The organism is Vibrio sp. KUL80, assembly GCF_059725495.1.
In genome coordinates this window covers 3,338,863-3,359,015 of record NZ_AP045841.1, presented here as the reverse complement: position 1 = coordinate 3,359,015, position 20,153 = coordinate 3,338,863, and the positions used below count along the sequence as shown (strand labels likewise).

Below are 20,153 nucleotides of genomic sequence, written 5' to 3'. Positions count from 1 at the left end.
ATCTATGTTTAAACTCATTACTCCAAAGACTGAGAATCAACTCGCCAAGTATTACCACTTCCGTTGGCAAATGCTGCGAGAGCCGTGGCGTTTGCCTGTGGGTTCGGAGCGCGATGAGTATGATGAAATGAGTCATCACCGCATGATTGTCGATGGTCGAGGAAGACCCATGGCAATCGGTCGCTTGTACATTACCCCAGACAACGAAGGTCAGATCCGCTACATGGCGGTTAAAAATAGCCGCCGTAATAAGGGTATGGGGTCTTTAGTGCTCGTTGCGCTAGAGTCTTTTGCTCGTCAAGAGGGCGTAAAGAGACTTGTTTGTAACGCTCGAGAGGATGCTATCTCCTTTTACGAGACCAATGGGTTTAGTAGTCAGGGAGAGCTTAACGATCAGAAAGGCCCGGTCCGTCACCAACAGATGGTCAAACAACTTGATCCGCTTGCAAAAGTGCTACGACGTCCGGAATGGTGCGCCGAGTTGCAAGACCGCTGGGAGCAACAGATCCCAATCAGCGACAAGATGGGCATCAAGATCAATCAGTACACAGGCTATCGCTTTGAGTGTAGTGCTCAGCTGAACCCTAATCTGAACCCTCATAACACCATGTTTGCCGGTTCGGCATTTACCCTAGCAACCCTAACTGGATGGGGAATGACATGGCTGCTTATGCGTGAGCGCGGATTGGTTGCCGATATTGTTCTGGCAGACAGCCGTATTCGCTACAAACACCCAGTGGAGTCTAGTCCGGTTTCTGTTACGTCTCTTGATGGGATTAGTGGTGACTTGGATAGGCTTGCCGCAGGTAAAAAGGCACGTATCGTCATCAATGTCACCATCTATAGTGGTGATAGCCCCGCGGTGGAGTTCGTTGGGACCTATATGCTGTTACCCAACTACCAAGACAAGCTGCTATCGAGCTAGTAGAAAAACCCCTATCTTATAGATAGGGGTTTTGTTTAAGGGCAGGCGTCTAAAGGAGAGGAGACCACCTCTCCGGTCAGTATGTGTAGTTCGTATTCGGCTTTGCAAGTCTCGGCTAGCTTAATGGTGACGGCTTGCATCGATTGTGAATGAAGGTCTATTGAATCGCCTGCAGAGCCCTCTATGCCCACTCCGGATATTTCGAGAGACTCCAACGCTATTACCCCTCTGTCAGCCGTCATCTTGAGCGGCGTAACCTCTAGTATTTGAGGCTGCTCCGAATGTCGGGTTTGGATTTCAGTGTTATAAAAGCTACTGCTTAGGCTGCCTGACAGCGTCTGCGAAAGAGATAGGTTATCTGCGATAAGGGCGCTGATATTGAGGTCTAAATCCGCGGTACCTGTAAGCTGAATTTCATCAGAATCAAACAAGTAATGTGTCAATGCGAGAGGGAGGGAAAATGCTTTCGCATTAACTGCGAGAGGCTGACTCGGTGCACCAAAATCTAAACTTGCCGTCGAGGTAAAGTAGCCTTGCTCGAATGGGATGAAGAGACGGTTTAACTGCCATTTTCCTTCTTTGCTTTCTGTCTCCATGATGACCTGGTTAGCCAGTATCTTATCAATACTGGCGCTATTAGCCGATGCTGTTGCTTTGCCCTGCCATAGCCCCCATTGATAGTCTCTTTTTAGCAGTAAGTCAGAAGCTTCCATATTAAATCCAGTGACTTGCCAAAATGGCTTTGTCGAAAGCTGAATCCATTGTGAGCGGTTGATAGCAACGCGATCAATGGCGACGGATTTGAGATCATCAATGCTCACATCTGCAAACAGGTCTAATAGAGAAGGCTTGTCTCCCTCTTGAATGTATTTAACGCCATCTACTTCAAGTTTATCGAGCTTTATTTCATTGGGCTTCACGTAGCCGGAAAGCTGGATGCGACCCTGCTCTAGTTGGGTGTCGAGGTCCGCAACCTCTATTCGCTCTTCATTTGCGTAAACCTCTAGAGTTGGTTCGATGAACTCAAAGCCGCGCCATATGAGTTGGTCTGCATCAACAGAGATATAGGCTTCGGATTGTTTCCAAAGCGATTTATCCAAATCAATATTCTCTAAAGAAGCGCTGATGTTGTCGACGGTCATATCATTATTGCTTAGCGTTGAGTTGAGAATATCTAAGCTATTGATATGACCCACGTGCTCCTTAAGAATTGAAAGTAATGGATCATCTTGGGCTGTGGCATCTAAGTCCAATCGATCTATTGTGGTATTGACCAGTGACCAACGTCCATTTTGTATTTGTGCTTGTGTCGAGATACTGGATTTATTCCATGTAAACGAGGCTCCGAGTATTTTGCTGTTATCGCCATCCAACTCCCCATCGACTAATAGGTTTCGCAGCGAAGAGCCTTGATAGTAGAACTGAGAGGCTTGAAGCTGCACGTTTCCTTTGCTTGTTATGACACTATCGCCAAGCTCGATGCCGCTTAGCTGTAGTCGAAGATCGTTGATGATCATCTCGCCATGGCTGTAATCAATATGATCGAGTGCGATATTCTCGATCTGCCATTGTTTTAGCAGCGTTATTGATGGTGTCTGTGATGCGGATAATGATGCGCCGTCGATCAAAAGCTCATAAATAGTGACTGGCTGTTTGGTAGAGAGCTGAGTAGATAGCCAGACGGAAAGCTTAGCGACTTCGACGGGCTGGTGATCAGGAAGCTCAAATCTAGCGTTCTGGAAAGTGACCTGATTTGGATAATGGTATTGAATCGATTCGCTTTTAACGTGAATGCCGAGTCCTTTATCTAGGGTGTAGACCACCATCGGTTTTGCATATTGGGTATGCAGTAGACCGAACACGATCAATATGGTCAATAGACCCAGTGCCAATATGGCGACAAACAGCGCAACAATCTTTCTTACCACGAAACGTATGTCCAAGCTTTCAACATAAACAATAATTTAGCGCGTATAGCGTAAAAAAGCCCCTCTAATTGAGGGGCTGGTATTAAAAAGTTGGATATCTATCCAAGTATTAGTCGAGCTGAGGACCCGCTGCTACCAATGACTTACCTTCGTCGTTATCCGTGTACTTATCGAAGTTGTTGATAAAGCGCTGGGCAAGATCTGCTGCTTTGCTTTCCCACTGAAGCGGGTCAACGTAAGTTTCACGAGGATCTAGGATCGCAGGGTCGACACCTGGAAGTGAAGTTGGAACTTCTAGGTTGAACACAGGAATGTTCTTAGTTTCTGCTTTCTCGATAGAGCCATCTAGGATCGCATCGATAATGCCACGTGTATCTTGGATAGAGATACGTTTGCCTGTGCCATTCCAGCCAGTGTTAACCAAGTAAGCTTCAGCACCTGCAGCTTCCATGCGCTTAACTAACACTTCAGCGTACTTAGTTGGGTGAAGCGTCAAGAACGCCGCACCGAAACACGCAGAGAAGGTTGGTGTTGGCTCTGTAATACCACGCTCAGTACCGGCTAGTTTCGCAGTGAAGCCTGATAGGAAGTGGTACTTGGTTTGCTCTGGCGTCAGTTTAGAAACCGGAGGTAGCACGCCGAATGCATCAGCAGAAAGGAAGATCACTTTATTCGCGTGACCACCTTTTGATACCGGCTTAACGATATTCTCGATGTGGTGAAGTGGATAAGAGACGCGGGTGTTCTCTGTCTTCGAGCCGTCATCAAAATCGATAGAGCCGTCGTTGCGAACCGTTACGTTCTCTAGCAATGCGTCGCGGCGGATAGCGTTATAGATGTCTGGCTCAGCTTCTTTAGATAGGTTGATTGTTTTCGCGTAGCAACCGCCTTCGAAGTTAAACACACCATCGTCATCCCAACCGTGCTCATCGTCACCGATAAGTGCGCGTTTAGGATCGGTTGAAAGTGTTGTCTTACCGGTGCCTGACAAGCCGAAGAAGATAGCAACGTCGCCTTCTTGACCCATGTTTGCAGAACAGTGCATCGATGCGATATCACGCAGTGGCAAGAAGTAGTTCATCATCGCGAACATACCTTTCTTCATCTCGCCGCCGTACCATGTTCCGCCGATAAGCTGCATTCTTTCGGTTAGGTTAAATGCTGTGAAGTTTTCAGAATTCAAACCGTGCTCTTGCCATTTCTGGTTCGTGCACTTCGCACCATTCATAACCACGAAGTCTGGCTCGAAGGTTGCGAGTTCTTCTTCGGTTGGACGAATGAACATGTTTTTCACGAAGTGAGCCTGCCAAGCGACTTCTGTGATGATTCGGATACATAGACGTGTATCTGGGTTGGTACCGCAGAATCCGTCGATCACGAATAGACGTTTATTGGATAGTTGACCAGTGACAAGCGTTTTAAGGTCATTCCATGCCTCTTGGGACATAGGTTTGTTGTCGTTTTTGACTTTATCGTTTGTCCACCACATGTGTTCTTCTGTAGTCGCGTCTTTAACGATAAATTTGTCTTTAGGAGAGCGTCCAGTAAAGATTCCCGTATCTACAGCAACGGCGCCAAGCTCAGTGACTACGCCTTTTTCGTAGCCTTCCAGACCTTCGCGAGTTTCCTCTTCAAATAACTGTTCGTAGCTTGGGTTGCGAACGATGTCAGTTACGCCAGTGATTCCGTACTTGGTAAGATCGATTTGTGCAGCCTTGTTAATGTCCATAACGGTCATAGGTGCTCCTTATTGGATTTTTGTAGGGATTTTAAAATTGTAGTAATTGTTTATTTGTTATTTTGTTTTTTATTTTGAACTCCATGCTAGCAACGGATATCCGATAAAACAGGGAGGTAGTTCAAAAATTAGTCATCAGTTATTGATGGTTTTAAGTGTTCTATCACATATTGAATTTGGGCTAATTTCTCCTCGAAGCAAACCTTTGCGCTAGATCAAATGTAACACATCATTTACGTATTTGGTTAGATGCTCTGTTCATGTTTTTTGCAATTCTGTTAAATAAAAAGAACAAAAAAAGCCAGATCGCTAGCGATCTGGCTTTATGAACTAGAACTCAGTGACGATTAATGGATCGTCTTGTCACCTGCGTCTGAATTTGCTTCCGCGTAAAGCGCTTTGACTTCGGCTTCATCGAACGCGTAAGTCGTGCCACAGTAGTCGCAATGAAGCGCCACTTGACCTTCTTCAGCAATGATCTCGAAGATCTCTTCTTGTGCAACAGTCACAATCGCATTGGCACTGCGCTCGCGCGAGCAGCCACAGAAGAATTCAACCTCTTTCGGCTCGAACACTTGAACCTTGTCTTGGTTGTATAGGCGGTACAATAAGGTATTCGCATCTAGGCCGAATAGCTCTTCATCTTTGATGGTGTCTGTTAGCTGCTCAAGGTGCTCGAAGTCTTCTGGTGTACCAGTGCCGTCAGGCATTACCTGCAACATCATGCCTGCAGCGTGAGGCTTGCCTTCAAACTCACTAGTGCGGATCCAGAGGCGCGTCTTAAGCTGTTCAGAGCGCTCGAAGTAGCCTTCTAGTACCTCAGATAGGTTATCGCCTTCTAGGCCGACGACACCTTGATAACGTTCACCCTTGTCCGGAGTAATCGTAATCACAAGGTAGCCCTTGCCCATCATGTTGTGGATAGTTGCATCATCAGCAATGTCACCTTCCCAGCGTGCAACGCCACGGAGTTTCTGGTTGTGATCGCCATTGATAACTGCTAGCGATACTGGACCATCACCTTGAAGTTGCATGGTAATCGAACCTTCAAACTTCAGTGTCGCTGTAAGTAGACTTGTTGATACCAGCAGGTCACCCAGCAGCTTTTGTAGCGGCGCAGGGTATTCCTTGCTTGATAGAATTTCTTGATAAGCTGTATCCATTTGCACGAGTTCGCCGCGCACAGACAGTTCTTCAAAAAGGTAGCGGTTAAGTATGTTGTTAGCCATTGAGGAAGCTCCAGCTTATTGGTGTTTAAATTTAATGATATCGCGACGCTGCTTTTTGTCAGGTCGACGTTCAGGACTTGGGTTGTGTGCGTGCAGTTTTCTCTTCAACGCGTTGTCTTCTCGCTTTGCGATACTCTCAGAAGTTTCGCTATAGAGAGTCTGGGCTTCCGGTGCACCTCGGCGTTGATCTGAAATACGCTCAATGACCACGGTCTTCTCTTCGTTACCCTGGCGTAGAGCGATGACAGCTCCCAATTCCACTATTTTACTCGGCTTCGAGCGCTGTCCATTGTAGTGGACTTTGCCACCATCGACCATATTTCGCGCGATACTTCTGGTTTTATAGAAGCGAGCGGCCCACAGCCATTTATCCAATCGAACAGAATTATTCTCGGAACTCATCGTGAATCCTACTTTCTAAGTAAGTGACGGCAAAAAGTCAGTCATGACTTACCGTACGGAACTAGTGATACTTTTATCTTGCTATTGGTGTACTAAATGGTGCTTGGGTCTAAAAAATTCAACCCCAAACACGTATTCGCATTACTGTAATACTAGTTATGCTATATTCTGTCGGTTGGCAGGAAGCAAAAGTTGCTTATATCATTGGATTTATAACATAGTGAATAACTGGAAAGTTCATTACCAAGCAGGAAGTTAGAGAGTGAAAGGATTATCTATATCGGCGAACAGTGTCTCCGCTGCCTCTTTGACCTCACTCTTAAGACGTTGCACGCAGTATCAGCCTCAAATCAGTTTACTTCTGACGTTAGTGTTACTTGTGATCTCTTGTTGGATCGCGGGTGCGTTGTTATGGCAGTTGTTTCCCCAATCTCATTCTGTGACGCGTTGGGCTCCGCCAGCGGCAGTAAGCACTGCAAACTCATCACAAACCACCAAGCTGCAATCTTCAGATATTAATAACGCCAATATCTTTGGTGCTTACAGCCGAGAACAAAAAGTGGTACAAGCCCCTGTCGTGACCGATGCGCCAAAAAGTCGTTTGAATGTGGTGCTGGTGGGTTCTGTCGTGAGTTCTAATCCTGACCTAAGCTTAGCAGTAGTGGCTAATCGTGGTAAGCAAGGCACCTATGGTATTGGTGAGCAAATTGATGGCACTCGAGCAACCATCAATGCGGTATTAATTGATCGTATTATCATCTCCAACGCAGGTCGTGACGAGACCGTTATGCTTGAAGGACTCGAATATAAAAAGCTTGAGTTAAATCAACGACCTCAAGCAGCAGCATCCAATGTGGTTGGTAACAACCCAGTAGATGCAGAAGAAAAGCTAGCAGCGATTCGTAACACAATTACTCAAGACCCACAGCAAATATTTCAGTACGTTAGGCTTTCTCAAGTAAAGCGTGACGGACAGGTGAAGGGATATCGAGTGAGCCCAGGACGAGATCCTGAGTTATTTAACTCGGTTGGTCTACAAAATGGCGATATCGCAGTAGCACTTAACGGTGCAGACCTGACCGACCCTGCGGCTATGGGACAGATTTATCAATCCATCACTGAACTGACAGAATTAAACCTCACCGTTGAGCGCGATGGACAGCAACATGACATCTTTATCCAATTTTAGTCATGTGGACAGTATTACAAGGGAGCATTAAGTGAAAAGTTGGCTTAAAACAAGTACCTGGTTATTGATGGGGAGCCTATTGGCTGTCCCAGCGGTATCAGCCAATGAATTTAGCGCCAGTTTTAAAGGCACTGACCTTCATGAGTTTATCAATATTGTCGGGCGAAACCTCGACAAGACCATCATCGTTGATCCGTCAGTACGTGGCAAGGTCGACGTGCGCAGCTACGACGTCCTCAATGAAGAGCAGTATTACAGCTTTTTCCTAAATGTACTTGAGGTATATGGCTTTGCCGTTGTTGAGATGGACAACGGCATTCTAAAAGTGATTAAGGCAAAAGACGCGAAGACATCGGCAATCCCAGTCGTTGGCGATACCGACATTACGGCCGGTGATACGGTAGTAACGCGCGTTGTGGCGGTGAAGAACGTTTCGGTACGTGAACTATCACCACTACTAAGACAGCTAAATGATAATGCTGGGGCAGGTAACGTAGTCCACTACGACCCAGCAAACATCATCCTCATTACAGGTCGTGCTGCAGTTGTTAACCGTCTGGCGGATATCATTCGTCGCGTTGACCAAGCAGGCGACAAAGAGGTAGAAGTCGTTGAGCTTAAAAACGCATCCGCGGCTGAAATGGTGCGTATTGTCGATGCGCTAAACAAAACCACCGACGCAAAGAATACCCCGGCTCTGCTCCAACCTAATTTGGTGGCGGATGAGCGTACTAACTCCATTCTTATTTCAGGTGACCCAAAAGTTCGTCAGCGTCTACGTCGTCTGATTGGTCAGCTTGATATTGAGATGGCGACCAAGGGTAACAACCGCGTTCAATACCTAAAATACGCGAAAGCTGAAGATCTCGTTGATGTGCTCAAGGGCGTATCAGACAACCTGCAAAAGGAAAAGCAAGCGGGCTCAAAGTCAGGCTCGAGCGCGAACCGCACAGAAGTCATGATTGCCGCTCATCCAGATACCAATGCGTTAGTACTTACTGCGCCGCCAGATATTATGAAAGCGCTGCTTGAGGTTATTTCGCAGCTCGATATTCGTCGTGCACAGGTGTTGATTGAAGCGCTGATTGTCGAACTTGCGGATGTCGATGGCGCCAACCTAGGCGTTCAATGGGGCTCGCTATCCAACGGTGGTGTGGTTCAGTTTAGTAACACTGGTGCGTCTATCGGCAGTGTTATGGTCGGTATGGAAGAAGCCAAAGATCAGAAAAGAACCGAGAGTTACACTGACGTTAACGGGACACCTCAAACGCGAGAAATTACCGAAAGTGGAGACTATACGGCACTTGCCAGTGCCTTGGGTGGTGTTCAAGGTGCCGCTGTCGGTATTGCCTTGGGTGACTGGACCGCGTTAATTACCGCAGTATCGAGTCAATCCAACTCAAACATTCTGTCATCGCCAAGTATTACCGTCATGGATAACGGTGAAGCCTCGTTTATTGTCGGTGAAGAGGTGCCGGTCTTGACGGGCTCAACCGCAGGCTCAAACAACAGCAACCCGTTCCAGACTGTTGATCGAAAAGAAGTGGGCATCAAGCTGAAGGTTGTGCCGCAGATCAACGAAGGTAACTCAGTACAGCTCAACATTGAGCAAGAAGTATCGAACGTACTGGGTGCCAACGGTGCGGTAGACGTGCGCTTTGCCAAGCGTCAGTTGAATACCTCTGTGATGATCCAAGATGGTCAGATGCTTGTGCTTGGTGGTTTGATTGACGAGCGTGCTGCAGAGAGTGAATCCAAAGTTCCGTTCCTGGGTGACATTCCTTACCTAGGTCGCCTGTTTACCTCTACATCGACCACCGTTGAGAAAAAGAACCTAATGGTGTTTATCAAGCCAACCATCATTCGTGATGGCATGACCTCAGATGGTATTACTCAGCGTAAGTACAACTACATTCGTGCTGAGCAGTTGTTTAAAGCAGACAAGGGTCTGAAATTAATGGACGATGGCTTTATTCCGGTACTACCTGAGTTTAACGAAACCGATCGTTATCCTTCAGAGATTCAAGCCTTTATCGATCAAGTAGAAGCGAACTAACTATGGAAAGCTTAGAGCATCGCCCTTTGGCAAACCGCCTGCCGTTTAGTTTTGCTAATCGCTTTAAAGTGGTGTTTGAAGCACATGAAGAGCAGTCGGTGCTCTACTATGTTGAGCCGCTTGCTCTCAACGCATTGCAAGAAGTGAAAAGGGTCTTTCGTAGACCCTTCGAGCTGCACTCTCTACCATCCAGTGAGTTCGATGCCAAACTGACTCAAGCTTATCAGCGTGACTCATCTGAAGCGCGTCAATTGATGGAAGACATCGGTGCAGACAGCGATGACTTCTTCTCGTTGGCGGAAGAGCTCCCTCAAGACGAAGACCTACTTGAGTCTGACGATGATGCACCGATTATCAAGCTTATCAACGCCATGCTTGGTGAAGCGATTAAAGAGGGGGCGTCGGATATTCACATCGAAACCTTCGAAAAAGTGCTGTCGATTCGCTTTAGAATTGATGGCGTATTGCGTGATGTACTCGCGCCAAGTCGTAAGCTAGCGCCGCTTTTGGTCTCACGCGTTAAAGTTATGGCGAAGCTGGATATCGCTGAAAAGCGTGTTCCTCAAGATGGTCGTATCTCGCTACGTATCGGTGGCCGAGCGGTGGATGTACGTGTGTCGACTATGCCGTCGTCACACGGTGAGCGTGTGGTGATGCGTCTTCTCGATAAAAACGCTACACGCTTGGATCTGCATAGTTTAGGTATGACGCCTGAGAATCATGAGAACTTCAGACACCTTATCCAACGTCCGCACGGCATTATCCTAGTCACTGGTCCTACGGGTTCAGGTAAATCGACCACCCTGTATGCGGGCTTGCAAGAGATCAACAGTAACGAGCGCAACATACTGACCGTAGAAGATCCTATCGAATTTGATATCGATGGTATTGGACAGACACAGGTGAACCCAAAGGTTGATATGACGTTCGCTCGTGGGCTGCGTGCGATTTTGCGTCAGGACCCAGACGTGGTGATGGTTGGTGAGATCCGTGATTTAGAAACGGCGCAGATTGCGGTGCAAGCGTCCTTAACGGGTCACTTGGTGATGTCGACGCTTCATACTAACACTGCAGTTGGTGCGATTACGCGTATGCGTGATATGGGTATTGAGCCATTCCTTATCTCGTCATCTTTGTTGGGCGTTCTTGCTCAGCGATTGGTACGAACCCTTTGTAATGATTGTAAAGAGCCTTACGAAGCTGACTCGGCCACCAAGCAACTGTTTGGTCTAACGGAAGCGCAGCCACTGACGCTACATAAAGCGGTGGGCTGTGAGCACTGTAACCACAAAGGTTACCGTGGACGAACTGGCATTCACGAACTGTTGATGGTTGACGATACCGTGCAGTCACTTATCCATGATGAAGCCGGTGAGCAGGCGATTGAAAAAGCCATACGCTCTCATACTCCAAGTATTCGTGATGATGGCTTCCACAAGGTAAAACTTGGCGTGACCTCGCTAGAAGAAGTCATGCGTGTGACGAAGGAAGCGTAACTTGGCAGCGTTTGAATACAAAGCTCTCAATGCAAAGGGCAAACAAGTCAAAGGGCTCATTGAGGGCGATAACGCTCGTCAGGCACGCCAACGCCTAAAAGAGCAAGGCTTGATGCCGGTTGATATTGTTGAGGCGAAAGGCAAGGCTCAATCTGGCTCATCGGGAAGTAGCAATGCCAAGCCGATGTTTAAACGAGGTTTGAGCACACCTGATTTGGCACTCATAACCAGACAGTTGTCGACCTTGGTACAATCGGGCATGCCGCTTGAGGAATGCCTAAAAGCGGTGTCTGAGCAATCGGAGAAACCCCGTATTAGAACCATGTTGGCAGCAATCCGCTCAAAGGTTACTGAAGGTTATACCCTGTCAGACAGCTTAGCTGACTACCCACACGTTTTTGATGAACTGTTTCGCTCTATGGTCGCGGCAGGGGAGAAGTCAGGGCACCTAGATTCTATCTTGGAGCGGTTGGCTGATTATGCTGAGAATCGACAAAAAATGCGCTCCAAACTGCAGCAAGCGATGATCTACCCTGTTGTGCTGGTGGTATTTGCGGTCGCGATTGTGGCATTTCTGCTTGCTGCCGTGGTGCCTAAGATTGTCGGTCAGTTTGTACAGATGGGACAAGAGTTACCCGCATCGACGCAATTTCTCTTATCATCGAGTGACTTTATCCAGCAATGGGGGCTGATGTTATTAGGCGGCTTTGTTGTCACTTTTTATCTGATTAAAGTGGCGCTGAGTAAGCCCTCAATTCGAATGAGTTGGGATACTAAGGTTCTGGGTTTCCCATTGATTGGTAAGATCGCTCGAGGCCTTAACACCTCGCGCTTTGCTCGCACTCTGGCAATTTGTACCTCCAGTGCCATTCCTATCCTAGAGGGAATGAAGGTCTCCGTGGATGTGATGACCAACCACTTTGCTAAGAAGCAGGTGTCGACCGCTGCCGATAACGTGCGAGAAGGTGCCAGCCTTCGCAAAGCGCTTGAGCAAACCAAGCTGTTCCCACCTATGATGCTGCATATGATTGCCAGTGGTGAACAAAGTGGTGAGTTAGAGAGTATGTTGACTCGCGCCGCTGATAACCAAGACCAAAGCTTTGAGTCTACGGTGAACATCGCGCTTGGTATTTTTACTCCCGCGTTGATCGCGGTGATGGCTGGGTTAGTGCTGTTTATTGTGATGGCGACCTTAATGCCAATATTGGAAATGAACAATTTGATGTCTGGTTAATCTAACCAGGCGGACGGTTACTATTATCCTCAATTTTGAGGATGCTTTATTTGGAGTTAGAGATGAAAAAAAGAATGAAAAAACAATCCGGCTTTACCCTGCTAGAGGTAATGGTAGTGGTTGTTATTTTGGGGATTTTGGCGAGCTTCGTTGTGCCTAACTTGTTGGGTAACAAAGAGAAAGCGGACCAACAAAAAGCCGTAACCGATATTGTAGCTCTTGAAAACGCGCTGGACATGTACAAGTTGGATAACAGCGTTTACCCGACGACTGACCAAGGTCTAGAGGCATTGGTAACTAAGCCTAGCAACCCTGAGCCACGTAACTACCGCGATGGTGGCTATATTCGTCGTCTTCCTGCCGATCCATGGGGCAACGAATATCAATACCTAAGCCCAGGCGATAAAGGCACGATCGATATCTTCACGCTGGGTGCGGACGGTCAAGAAGGTGGTGAAGGCCCTGCCGCTGATATCGGCAACTGGAACATTCAAGACTTCCAGTAATTTCGTATTGAGGGGCATCTGCCCCTCTTTAATCCAAAGTGAACCCTCATGTTATTTCGCAAGCGCCATCAAGGTGGTTTTACCCTATTAGAAATTATGCTGGTGTTGGTGCTGCTGTCGGTCAGTGCCGTGGCGGTTATTTCAACCCTGCCACAAAGCCAGAGTGACGAAACCAAACAACAAGCGCAGCGCCTATACCAAAGACTTCAACTCTTTAATGAAGAAGCCATGTTAGCTGGCAAAGATTTTGGTATACGTGTTGATGAGGCTAAAAAACAGTATGTGTTCTTGGAGCTCAAACAAGACGGTTGGCAACGGGTCTCGTTGAGTAAGATCCCTGAAGAAACGACCTTGCCTGAGGCGTTGTCGATTAAGCTCGATTTGAGCACAGGTATCTGGGGCAATGATGATCGACTTTTTGAGCCTGGCTCTCTATTCGATGAAGATATGTTTGCGGATGTCGAAAAAGAGAAGAAACAAGAAAAGCCGCCACAAGTATTCATTCTCTCCAGTGGGGAGATTACCGCAGGGGTGTTTGTCTTAGCACCCGTTAATCGGGCTCAGCAAGATCAAACTTGGTATGTTGAGGTAGAAGAGAGCGGACACCTTGCGCTAATGGATGTGAAAGATTGGAATGAAAAAGAGCGTTAGAGGCATGACCTTACTAGAGGTGCTGATAGCAATGGCCATTTTTGCTACTGCTGCGATCTCTATTATTCGTTCGGTCAGTCAACACATCAATACGCTAAGCTACTTGGAAGAGAAAGCGTTTGCGAGCATGGTGGTTGATAACCAAATGGCGAAGGTCATGTTGGATACCTCAGAACTCAAGGCGAAAAAAGGCAAAGAGACGCTGGCTGGTCGTGAGTGGTATTGGAGTGTTCAGCCAATTGAGACAGCGGATAACTTGTTATCCGCTTTTGATGTCAGTGTCGCCACGGATGCTAAAGCGAGCCCGATTGTTACGGTGAGAAGTTATGTCGATAAGTAACCGTGCTAAAGGCTTTACCTTGATTGAGGTGCTGGTGGCCATCGCGATATTCGCCAGTTTAAGTGTTGCGGCTTACCAAGTGGTAAACCAAGTTCAGCGCAGCAATGAACTGTCGCAAGCACGAAGTGCCAGATTGCAAGAGATTCAGCGTGGCTTTGTCTATTTAGATAGTGACTTCAAGCAGTTAGCGCTTAGGCAGTTTCGCCATGAAGGGGAAGAGCCCCTCACTCGTTTGATGCTTTGGCAAGAGGGATTGTTGGAATCAGAAGGACGAGGATTGCTGTTTGCTCGCTTGGGCTGGCTGAATCCACAGAACCAATTTCCTCGCGGAGAAGTGGCGAAGATAGGCTACCGATTGCAAGAAGGTAAGCTTGAACGACTGTGGTGGCGCTACCCAGATACGACGGTGGGTGAAGAGCCGGTTGCCTTGCCGATATTTACCAAGGTCGAGTCGTTCGATATGCGTTTTTACAACGGTGAGTCCTGGGCTAACGAATGGCAGACTGAGTTAACGCTGCCGCTTGCCATTGAGGTAAAGATCCGCTTTGAAGACTATGACGAAATTAGCCGAATTTACCTAACCCCAGCGGGCACCTTAAATGCTTCATCAGGTGGAAGTAACAACAACGGTAATTCGGGTGGCAATAACCAAGGTAATAATCAAGGCAGCGCTCAAGGCGGTAACTCATGAGAAGAGTGATGGCTAAATCCCAAAAAGGGGTCGCGTTGATTGTGATTCTGCTGTTACTTGCCATTATGGTTTCAATCGCTGCAACGATGTCAGAGCGCCTATTTAGCCAATTTACTCGTGCGTCAAATCAGGTAAATTATCAGCAAGCGTATTGGTATGCGATTGGCGTTGAAGCCCTGGCATCGGTGGCCATAAAAGAGAGTTATAAAGACAATAAGGACAGCGTTAACCTCAACCAGCCATGGGCGATTGAAGAGCGGACGTATCCACTTGATTACGGCGAGGCGACTGGCTATATCCGTGATATGCAGGCGTGCTTTAATATCAATGCGCTCTCTACGGTTCAGCCCGCGACAAACAGTGCCACTAAGCCGTTTCTGGTGCGCTTTTTCCAAAAGCTGCTTGAAGAAAGTGGTGTGGAAAATTACCAAGCGGAACAGGTCGCAGACTCAACGTGGGAGTTTGTTAATAAAGAGACCAGCGTAAGGTCGGTATCCGGTGTGGGGGATAGCTACTATGAGTCCTTGTCACCGAGCTATGTTGCCCCCAATGGATTCGTCGCCGACAGTACAGAGCTGAGGGCGATTAACCAGATGAGCGGTGACGCCATGTTGAACATATCGCCCGTTGTATGTGCGCTACCTACCGCAGATTGGCGCCTAAATGTAAACACGATAGTCGTGGAGCAAGCGGAGCTGCTGTCAGCACTGTTTGCGCCGAGTCTATCGGTAGAGAATGCGAGACAGCTGATCGAAAACCGTCCTTTTGACGGTTGGTCAGGTATTGATAAGTTTATGGCCGAGTCTCAAATGGCCAGTGTAGACAGCAACACTAAACAGCAAGCCCAACAGTATCTTGCTGTAGACAGCGCCTATTTTGAAATGGACACACAGGTTGTCGTTGGAGAGTCGCGAATGCGACTGCGCAGCCTGTTTTTTAGTCAAGATAGACAGGAAGTGACGGTAGTCCGTCGTCGATTTGGAGGATTTAGTGAGCGAGTTCTTAACCGTTCGCCTGAATAGCCAACCAGATAGCCAAATACATTGGGCTGTATGGTCAACTAGTCAGCAAGAAGTGATAGCCAGCGGAGAGCTTAACAACCTCGACCAGCTCGCTGACATTAAAGAGTATGCACAGCAGCGTGTTACGCTATTGATGCTAAGTGGACAGGACGTGCACTTTGCTGATGTCGAGATCCCGCAGGGTGGTGCACGTCAGTTCGAGACTATGCTGCCATTTCTTGTCGAAGACGATATTGCTCAGGACGTCGATGAGCTGCATTTCACCATATTTAGCAAGCAGGGTGGCAGTGCGTCTATTGCAGCGGTAGACCGTCAATATCTGGCGCATGTTATTCAAAGCTTTGCTGAGCAGGGAATCGAAGTCAAAAAGGTTATCCCTGATGTGCTCGCTTTGCCTCAAACGGAGCAGGTCAGTGCTATCCACCTTGATGGTCAATGGCTGTTTCGTACGGCGAACCAGCGCGGTCTAGTCGTTGATGAAGGCTGGATGGACGCGGTGATCGATTCCGATTATTTGCTGGTGTCGGAGAGTGAAGATGAGAGCAAAGTCGCGATAGAGAGCTACTCTCCCGTCCCGACATCCTTCGCTGAGAGCTCTGAGCATATTGACTGGCACAGTATGCCGCCAGAGCCTGCAATGGCATTGTTGTCGAAAGGTACCGTAGAGAGTGGTGCCAATCTAATGACGGGTGACTTTAAACCGAAGGCATCCTTTTTAAGACATTGGAAGGTTTGGCGAAAAGTCGCTATTGCTGCCTCCATTCTTGTTGTAGCACTCGTTGCGCAGCAAGTTGTGCTGGTGAACCAGTACGAATCTCAAGCGGCCGCCTACCGAGCTGAAAGTGAGCGAATTTTCAGAGCGGTACTGCCAGATAAACAACGTATTCCAACGGTGAGTTACCTTAAGCGACAGATGGATGATGAGCTTAAGCGTCTAGGCGGAAGTGATTTGTCCAGTGAGTCGGTATTGGAGTGGCTATCGAAACTGCCCGATACCGTGGGACAGGTGAATGGTATGCAGGTCCAGAGCTTCACCTTTGATGGAAACCGCAATGAAGTTCGCATGAATGTGACCAGCCGCGATTTTGATAGTTTTGAAGCCGCGCGAGTGAAGCTAGAAACGCAATTTGAAGTAACGCAAGGTCCACTCAACCGTAATGGCGAAGTGGTCATGGGTAACTTTGTACTTAAGAAGAAGTAGGGCGTGATGAAAGGACTATTACTTAATCTTCAAAGCTGGTGGCTGAGCATTAGCCAGCGAGAGCAGCGCTTAGTGATCGCTTGTTCGCTGGTCACTGTGCTCGGCATCATTTATTGGGGCATTCTGGCTCCCTTTGCACAGCGCACCGAGATGGCTCAGTCACGCATTCAGTCGGAGCGTCAACTGCTCAGTTGGGTAAAGCAAAAGGCAGATGATATCTCCCAGCAAAGACAAGCGGGTGGTGTCGTGGTATCAAAAGAGCCTCTCAACCGAGTGATTACCTCATCGACTAACCGCTTCAGTATTGAACTGATTCGTATGCAGCCTCGTAACGACCAGCTTCAGGTTTGGATTAAACCGATCCCATTCGAGTTTTTCGTCAACTGGCTGTTTTATTTGCAAGACAACCATGGTGTGACGGTTGAGATTCTAGATATCGATAAAGCAGATCAAAGCGGTGTCATAGAGGTAAACCGACTGCAATTTACGAGGGGTGGCTAAGTGATCAAGAAGGTCATCAAGTACGGTTTATTAGGTACCACCGTATTCGTAGCGAGTGCGATTTATCATCTTCCTGCCAGCATAGTATTGAGTTACGCCCCAATGCCGCGAGAGCTGGCGCTTGATGGTACAACAGGCACTATTTGGCAGGGCAGCGCACAAAATGTGCGAGTACAAAACTATTCTATTGGTGATGTGTCGTGGCAGTTCAGTTGGTCGAGCCTGATGACACTCTCTCCTGAATACGCTGTGCGTTTTGGTCGAGGCAGTGCTTTAGGTTTGTCTGGGCGCGGTAACTTAGGTGTCGGTATGTCTGGGGCTTATTTAGAGAATGTCCTCGCGTCGATTCCAGCAGATACCGTCGTGCAATATGCGCCGGTGCCAGTCCCGATCAAAGCGGGTGGCCAGTTAGAGCTGGCGATTAAATCGCTAAACTACGCCTCACCTTGGTGTGCGAGCGGAGATGGCAGCTTATCGTGGAATGCTGGGTATATAGAATCACCGATTGGTAGTCTTGGTCTCGGTCCGACTATTGTAGATTTGTCATGTAGCGAGAGTGTGCTGTCGGCAAAAGGTAGTCAAAGCAGCAATCAAGTGTCGAGCGAGTTTTCAGCCAGTGTGACCCCCAATCGTCAGTATCAATCTGAGGCGTGGTTTAAACCTGAAGATGAGTTCCCAAACGGTATGCGTCAGCAGTTGAGCTGGCTAGGCAATCCAGATGGGCAGGGGCGTTACTCGTTTAACTATCAAGGTCGCTTCTAGTGCGTTGTGATAGAAGGTAGAACATTAAAAAAGGAGGCATAGCCTCCTTTTTTAATGTTCATTTAGCAACTGACGCTACCTATTGTTGGATGAGAATCTGGTCCCAAGGTAAGTCTCGATCGCCTATCACAATAAAGTTTGGATTCTCCAAAGTCTCTCTTTCATTGTAAGAGAGTGGTTGAAGTTCGGTATCGAGAATGGTGCCACCGGCTTCTTCGACGATGCACTGCGTCGCGGCAGTATCCCACTCACCTGTTGGTCCTAAGCGCAGATAGCAATCTACAGCCCCCTCTGCAACTAAGCAGGCTTTAAGGGCCGCAGAGCCCAGGGGAACCAAGTCATAATTCCATGCCGAGCTCATACGCTGAGTGATGCGGTTGATATTTTGGCGACGGCTTATTGCAATAGCGATAGATTGGTTGGGTAGCTCGTGCTTGAGCACCTTAATACGCAAGCTCTCACCCAGGCTTGGTATTTTCCACGCACCTTTGCCTTCATAAGCGTGATAGGTCACGCCTGATACTGGCGCGTACACGACTCCCATTATCGGCTTATTGTTGCTGACCAGAGCGATAATGGTGGCGAAATCGCCACTACGTGCGATGAACTCTTGTGTGCCATCAAGTGGGTCCACGAGCCAATACGTATCCCATTGAGAACGCTGCTCAAGGCTGATATCCGCGGCCTCTTCGGAAAGGACTGGGATGTCTGGTGTCAGGCTCGAGAGCTTTTCGACAATCAGCTTGTGCGCCGCTAAGTCAGCACTGGTTACCGGAGTGTCATCGTTTTTGGTGTAAGCCTCGTACTCTTTATTCTCATAGATATCGAGAATAAGCTGCCCGGCTTGACGCGCGATGTCGATGACATCAGGAAGATGGTGCGATAGATCTAAGTGTCTTGTTGTCACGTTACAACCCCAATTCTGACTTCATTCTTAGCATCAATAACAATGCGGTTATACTGCGAGCCTCAGAGAAGTCGAGATGGGTGAGTAGCTCATCGGCTTGGGCTAACGGCCATTTCACGATTTCTAGAGGTTCTGGTTCATCACCCTCGAGCTGCTCAGGGAAGAGATCTTGAGCAACGAATAGCGTCATGCGGCTCGAAAAATAAGAAGGAGCCAAAATGACCTCTTTGAGAGGGGTGAGTGTGTTGGCACCAAAGCCAATTTCTTCTTTCAGCTCACGAACGGCGGCTTGCTCTGGACTTTCGCCAAGGTCGATAAGCCCTTTCGGGAAGCCAAGCTCATAGCGCTCAGTACCCGCTGCATATTCACGAACCAATAAGATGTCACCATGCTCGGTAATAGGCACCATCATCACGGCGTTGCGACCACTCGGTTTCATGCGCTCGTAAGTTCGTTTGGTGCCATTGGAAAACGCTAAGTCTAATGCCTCAATTTTGAATAGCCTAGATTCGGCAACGGTCTTTTGGGCTAAGATCTCAGGTCCTTTTTTGGACGGCATGGGCTTTCTCCTTGGCTAGTACCATAACGAAGTCGTGTGAGCCTATGGTACGAATAGTCTGTTTGTCATTAATATATATAGGAAATAGTCGCGCGCCAAATGGAACGCTTAAAAAAAAGAGCGCAAAGGATTACCTCGGCGCTCTGATTCAAATACTGGTTTGCAATTAGCGGTTGCAGCGATCAGTAATAGGAATGTTCGCCACGATCGTGCTCAGTCATGTCTCGTACGGCGGTTAGCTCGCCAGAGAACTCCTGAAGCAATTGCTTCTCGATGCCTTCTTTTAGCGTGACATCCACCATTGAACAGCCGTTGCAACCACCACCGAACTGGACAATTGCGATGCCCTCATCGGTAATTTCCATCAAGCTTACGTGACCACCGTGACCAGCAAGTTGTGGGTTAACCTGTGTTTGAATAGCGTACTCAACACGCTCCATCAGTGGCGCATCATCAGAGACTTTACGCATCTTCGCGTTTGGTGCTTTGAGGGTGAGTTGTGAGCCCATTTTGTCCGTCACGAAGTCGATCTCTGCGTCTTCTAGAAACGGTAGAGAGAGTTCGTCAACATAAGCAGATAGCGCTTCGTACTTGAATTCGGTGTCGTTAGACTCAACCGCTTCAGGTGGGCAGTATGACACGCCACACTCTGCGTTTTGAGTGCCTGGGTTAACGACAAAAACACGGATGTTCGTACCCTCTGGCTGTTGAGCCAGCAGTTTGGCGAAGTGACTTTGCGCACTTTCTGTAATAGTAATTGGATTTGACACGACGAATACCTGAGTAAGTTTGTAGGTTATTACCCCCATTCTACTC

At 47.9% G+C, this 20,153-nt stretch carries 20 protein-coding genes; 13 read left to right on the top strand and 7 right to left on the bottom strand.

The features are described from left to right. Nucleotides 1-4 precede the first annotated feature (4 nt). The gene (locus tag AC6I8U_RS15600; RefSeq protein ID WP_234494736.1) at nt 5-925 is read left to right on the top strand and encodes a bifunctional GNAT family N-acetyltransferase/hotdog fold thioesterase; all 921 of its coding nucleotides are present in this window, start codon (nt 5-7) and stop codon (nt 923-925) included. 35 nt (nt 926-960) lie between these two features. On the opposite strand, the gene AC6I8U_RS15595 is transcribed toward AC6I8U_RS15600, so the two are convergent. From AC6I8U_RS15595 to hslR, 4 genes are all read right to left on the bottom strand, one after another. Further along, nucleotides 961-2,853: an AsmA family protein gene (locus tag AC6I8U_RS15595; RefSeq protein WP_498017321.1), complete on the bottom strand. Its 1,893-nt coding sequence runs from the start codon at nt 2,851-2,853 to the stop codon at nt 961-963. A gap of 109 nt (nt 2,854-2,962) precedes the next feature. Further along, nucleotides 2,963-4,591, bottom strand: a complete 1,629-nt coding sequence (gene pckA / locus AC6I8U_RS15590) for a phosphoenolpyruvate carboxykinase (ATP) (protein WP_042478579.1) — start codon at nt 4,589-4,591, stop codon at nt 2,963-2,965. A 347-nt stretch (nt 4,592-4,938) separates the two neighbouring features. Continuing rightward, nucleotides 4,939-5,820: an Hsp33 family molecular chaperone HslO gene (gene hslO, locus AC6I8U_RS15585; RefSeq protein WP_498017320.1), complete on the bottom strand. Its 882-nt coding sequence runs from the start codon at nt 5,818-5,820 to the stop codon at nt 4,939-4,941. Nucleotides 5,821-5,835: 15 nt separating this feature from the next. Continuing rightward, nucleotides 5,836-6,222: a ribosome-associated heat shock protein Hsp15 gene (gene hslR, locus AC6I8U_RS15580; RefSeq protein ID WP_042478583.1), complete on the bottom strand. Its 387-nt coding sequence runs from the start codon at nt 6,220-6,222 to the stop codon at nt 5,836-5,838. Nucleotides 6,223-6,484: 262 nt separating this feature from the next. Between hslR and gspC the strand changes: the two genes are divergently transcribed. The 12 genes from gspC (at nt 6,485) to AC6I8U_RS15520 (ending at nt 17,871) form a co-directional block, all read left to right on the top strand. Next, nucleotides 6,485-7,411, top strand: a complete 927-nt coding sequence (gene gspC, locus AC6I8U_RS15575) for a type II secretion system protein GspC (RefSeq protein WP_498017319.1) — start codon at nt 6,485-6,487, stop codon at nt 7,409-7,411. Between the two features lie 31 nt (nt 7,412-7,442). After that, complete coding sequence (gene gspD, locus AC6I8U_RS15570; protein WP_498017318.1) at nt 7,443-9,467, top strand: type II secretion system secretin GspD; 2,025 nt, start codon at nt 7,443-7,445, stop codon at nt 9,465-9,467. 2 nt (nt 9,468-9,469) lie between these two features. After that, the gene (gene gspE / locus AC6I8U_RS15565) at nt 9,470-10,963 is read left to right on the top strand and encodes a type II secretion system ATPase GspE (protein WP_498017317.1); all 1,494 of its coding nucleotides are present in this window, start codon (nt 9,470-9,472) and stop codon (nt 10,961-10,963) included. Between the two features lies 1 nt (nt 10,964). Next, the gene (gene gspF, locus AC6I8U_RS15560) at nt 10,965-12,197 is read left to right on the top strand and encodes a type II secretion system inner membrane protein GspF (protein WP_498017316.1); all 1,233 of its coding nucleotides are present in this window, start codon (nt 10,965-10,967) and stop codon (nt 12,195-12,197) included. 62 nt (nt 12,198-12,259) lie between these two features. Then, on the top strand, nt 12,260-12,703 hold the full coding sequence (gene gspG, locus AC6I8U_RS15555; RefSeq protein WP_128648806.1) for a type II secretion system major pseudopilin GspG: 444 nt from the start codon (nt 12,260-12,262) through the stop codon (nt 12,701-12,703). Nucleotides 12,704-12,751: 48 nt separating this feature from the next. Next, entirely contained in the window at nt 12,752-13,354 is a 603-nt protein-coding gene (gspH, locus tag AC6I8U_RS15550) for a type II secretion system minor pseudopilin GspH (RefSeq protein ID WP_128648807.1), read from the top strand. Continuing rightward, nucleotides 13,338-13,694 carry a type II secretion system minor pseudopilin GspI gene (gene gspI, locus AC6I8U_RS15545; RefSeq protein ID WP_081936222.1) on the top strand — a complete coding sequence of 119 codons (357 nt, stop codon included), beginning with the start codon at nt 13,338-13,340 and terminating at the stop codon, nt 13,692-13,694. Before gspH ends, gspI begins: the two co-directional genes overlap by 17 nt. After that, nucleotides 13,681-14,385: a type II secretion system minor pseudopilin GspJ gene (gene gspJ / locus AC6I8U_RS15540; RefSeq protein ID WP_498017315.1), complete on the top strand. Its 705-nt coding sequence runs from the start codon at nt 13,681-13,683 to the stop codon at nt 14,383-14,385. The genes gspI and gspJ overlap by 14 nt, the downstream gene beginning before the upstream one ends. A gap of 8 nt (nt 14,386-14,393) precedes the next feature. Next, a complete protein-coding gene (gspK, locus tag AC6I8U_RS15535) occupies nt 14,394-15,407 on the top strand; it encodes a type II secretion system minor pseudopilin GspK (protein WP_498018379.1) in 1,014 nt (337 codons plus the stop codon). Beyond that, nucleotides 15,376-16,608: a type II secretion system protein GspL gene (gene gspL / locus AC6I8U_RS15530; protein ID WP_498017314.1), complete on the top strand. Its 1,233-nt coding sequence runs from the start codon at nt 15,376-15,378 to the stop codon at nt 16,606-16,608. Before gspK ends, gspL begins: the two co-directional genes overlap by 32 nt. Nucleotides 16,609-16,614: 6 nt before the next feature. Next, nucleotides 16,615-17,109: a type II secretion system protein M gene (locus AC6I8U_RS15525; protein WP_128648810.1), complete on the top strand. Its 495-nt coding sequence runs from the start codon at nt 16,615-16,617 to the stop codon at nt 17,107-17,109. Between the two features lie 3 nt (nt 17,110-17,112). Continuing rightward, entirely contained in the window at nt 17,113-17,871 is a 759-nt protein-coding gene (locus AC6I8U_RS15520; protein WP_446569893.1) for a type II secretion system protein N, read from the top strand. Nucleotides 17,872-17,950: 79 nt separating this feature from the next. Here the strand turns inward: AC6I8U_RS15520 and cysQ are convergent, their stop codons facing one another. From cysQ to nfuA, 3 genes are all read right to left on the bottom strand, one after another. Beyond that, nucleotides 17,951-18,778, bottom strand: a complete 828-nt coding sequence (gene cysQ / locus AC6I8U_RS15515) for a 3'(2'),5'-bisphosphate nucleotidase CysQ (protein ID WP_498017313.1) — start codon at nt 18,776-18,778, stop codon at nt 17,951-17,953. Between the two features lies 1 nt (nt 18,779). Further along, nucleotides 18,780-19,337: an ADP compounds hydrolase NudE gene (nudE, locus tag AC6I8U_RS15510; RefSeq protein WP_234494725.1), complete on the bottom strand. Its 558-nt coding sequence runs from the start codon at nt 19,335-19,337 to the stop codon at nt 18,780-18,782. Between the two features lie 182 nt (nt 19,338-19,519). Further along, nucleotides 19,520-20,146, bottom strand: coding sequence for a Fe-S biogenesis protein NfuA (nfuA, locus tag AC6I8U_RS15505; protein WP_156111134.1), 627 nt, complete (start codon nt 20,144-20,146; stop codon nt 19,520-19,522). Nucleotides 20,147-20,153 lie beyond the last annotated feature (7 nt).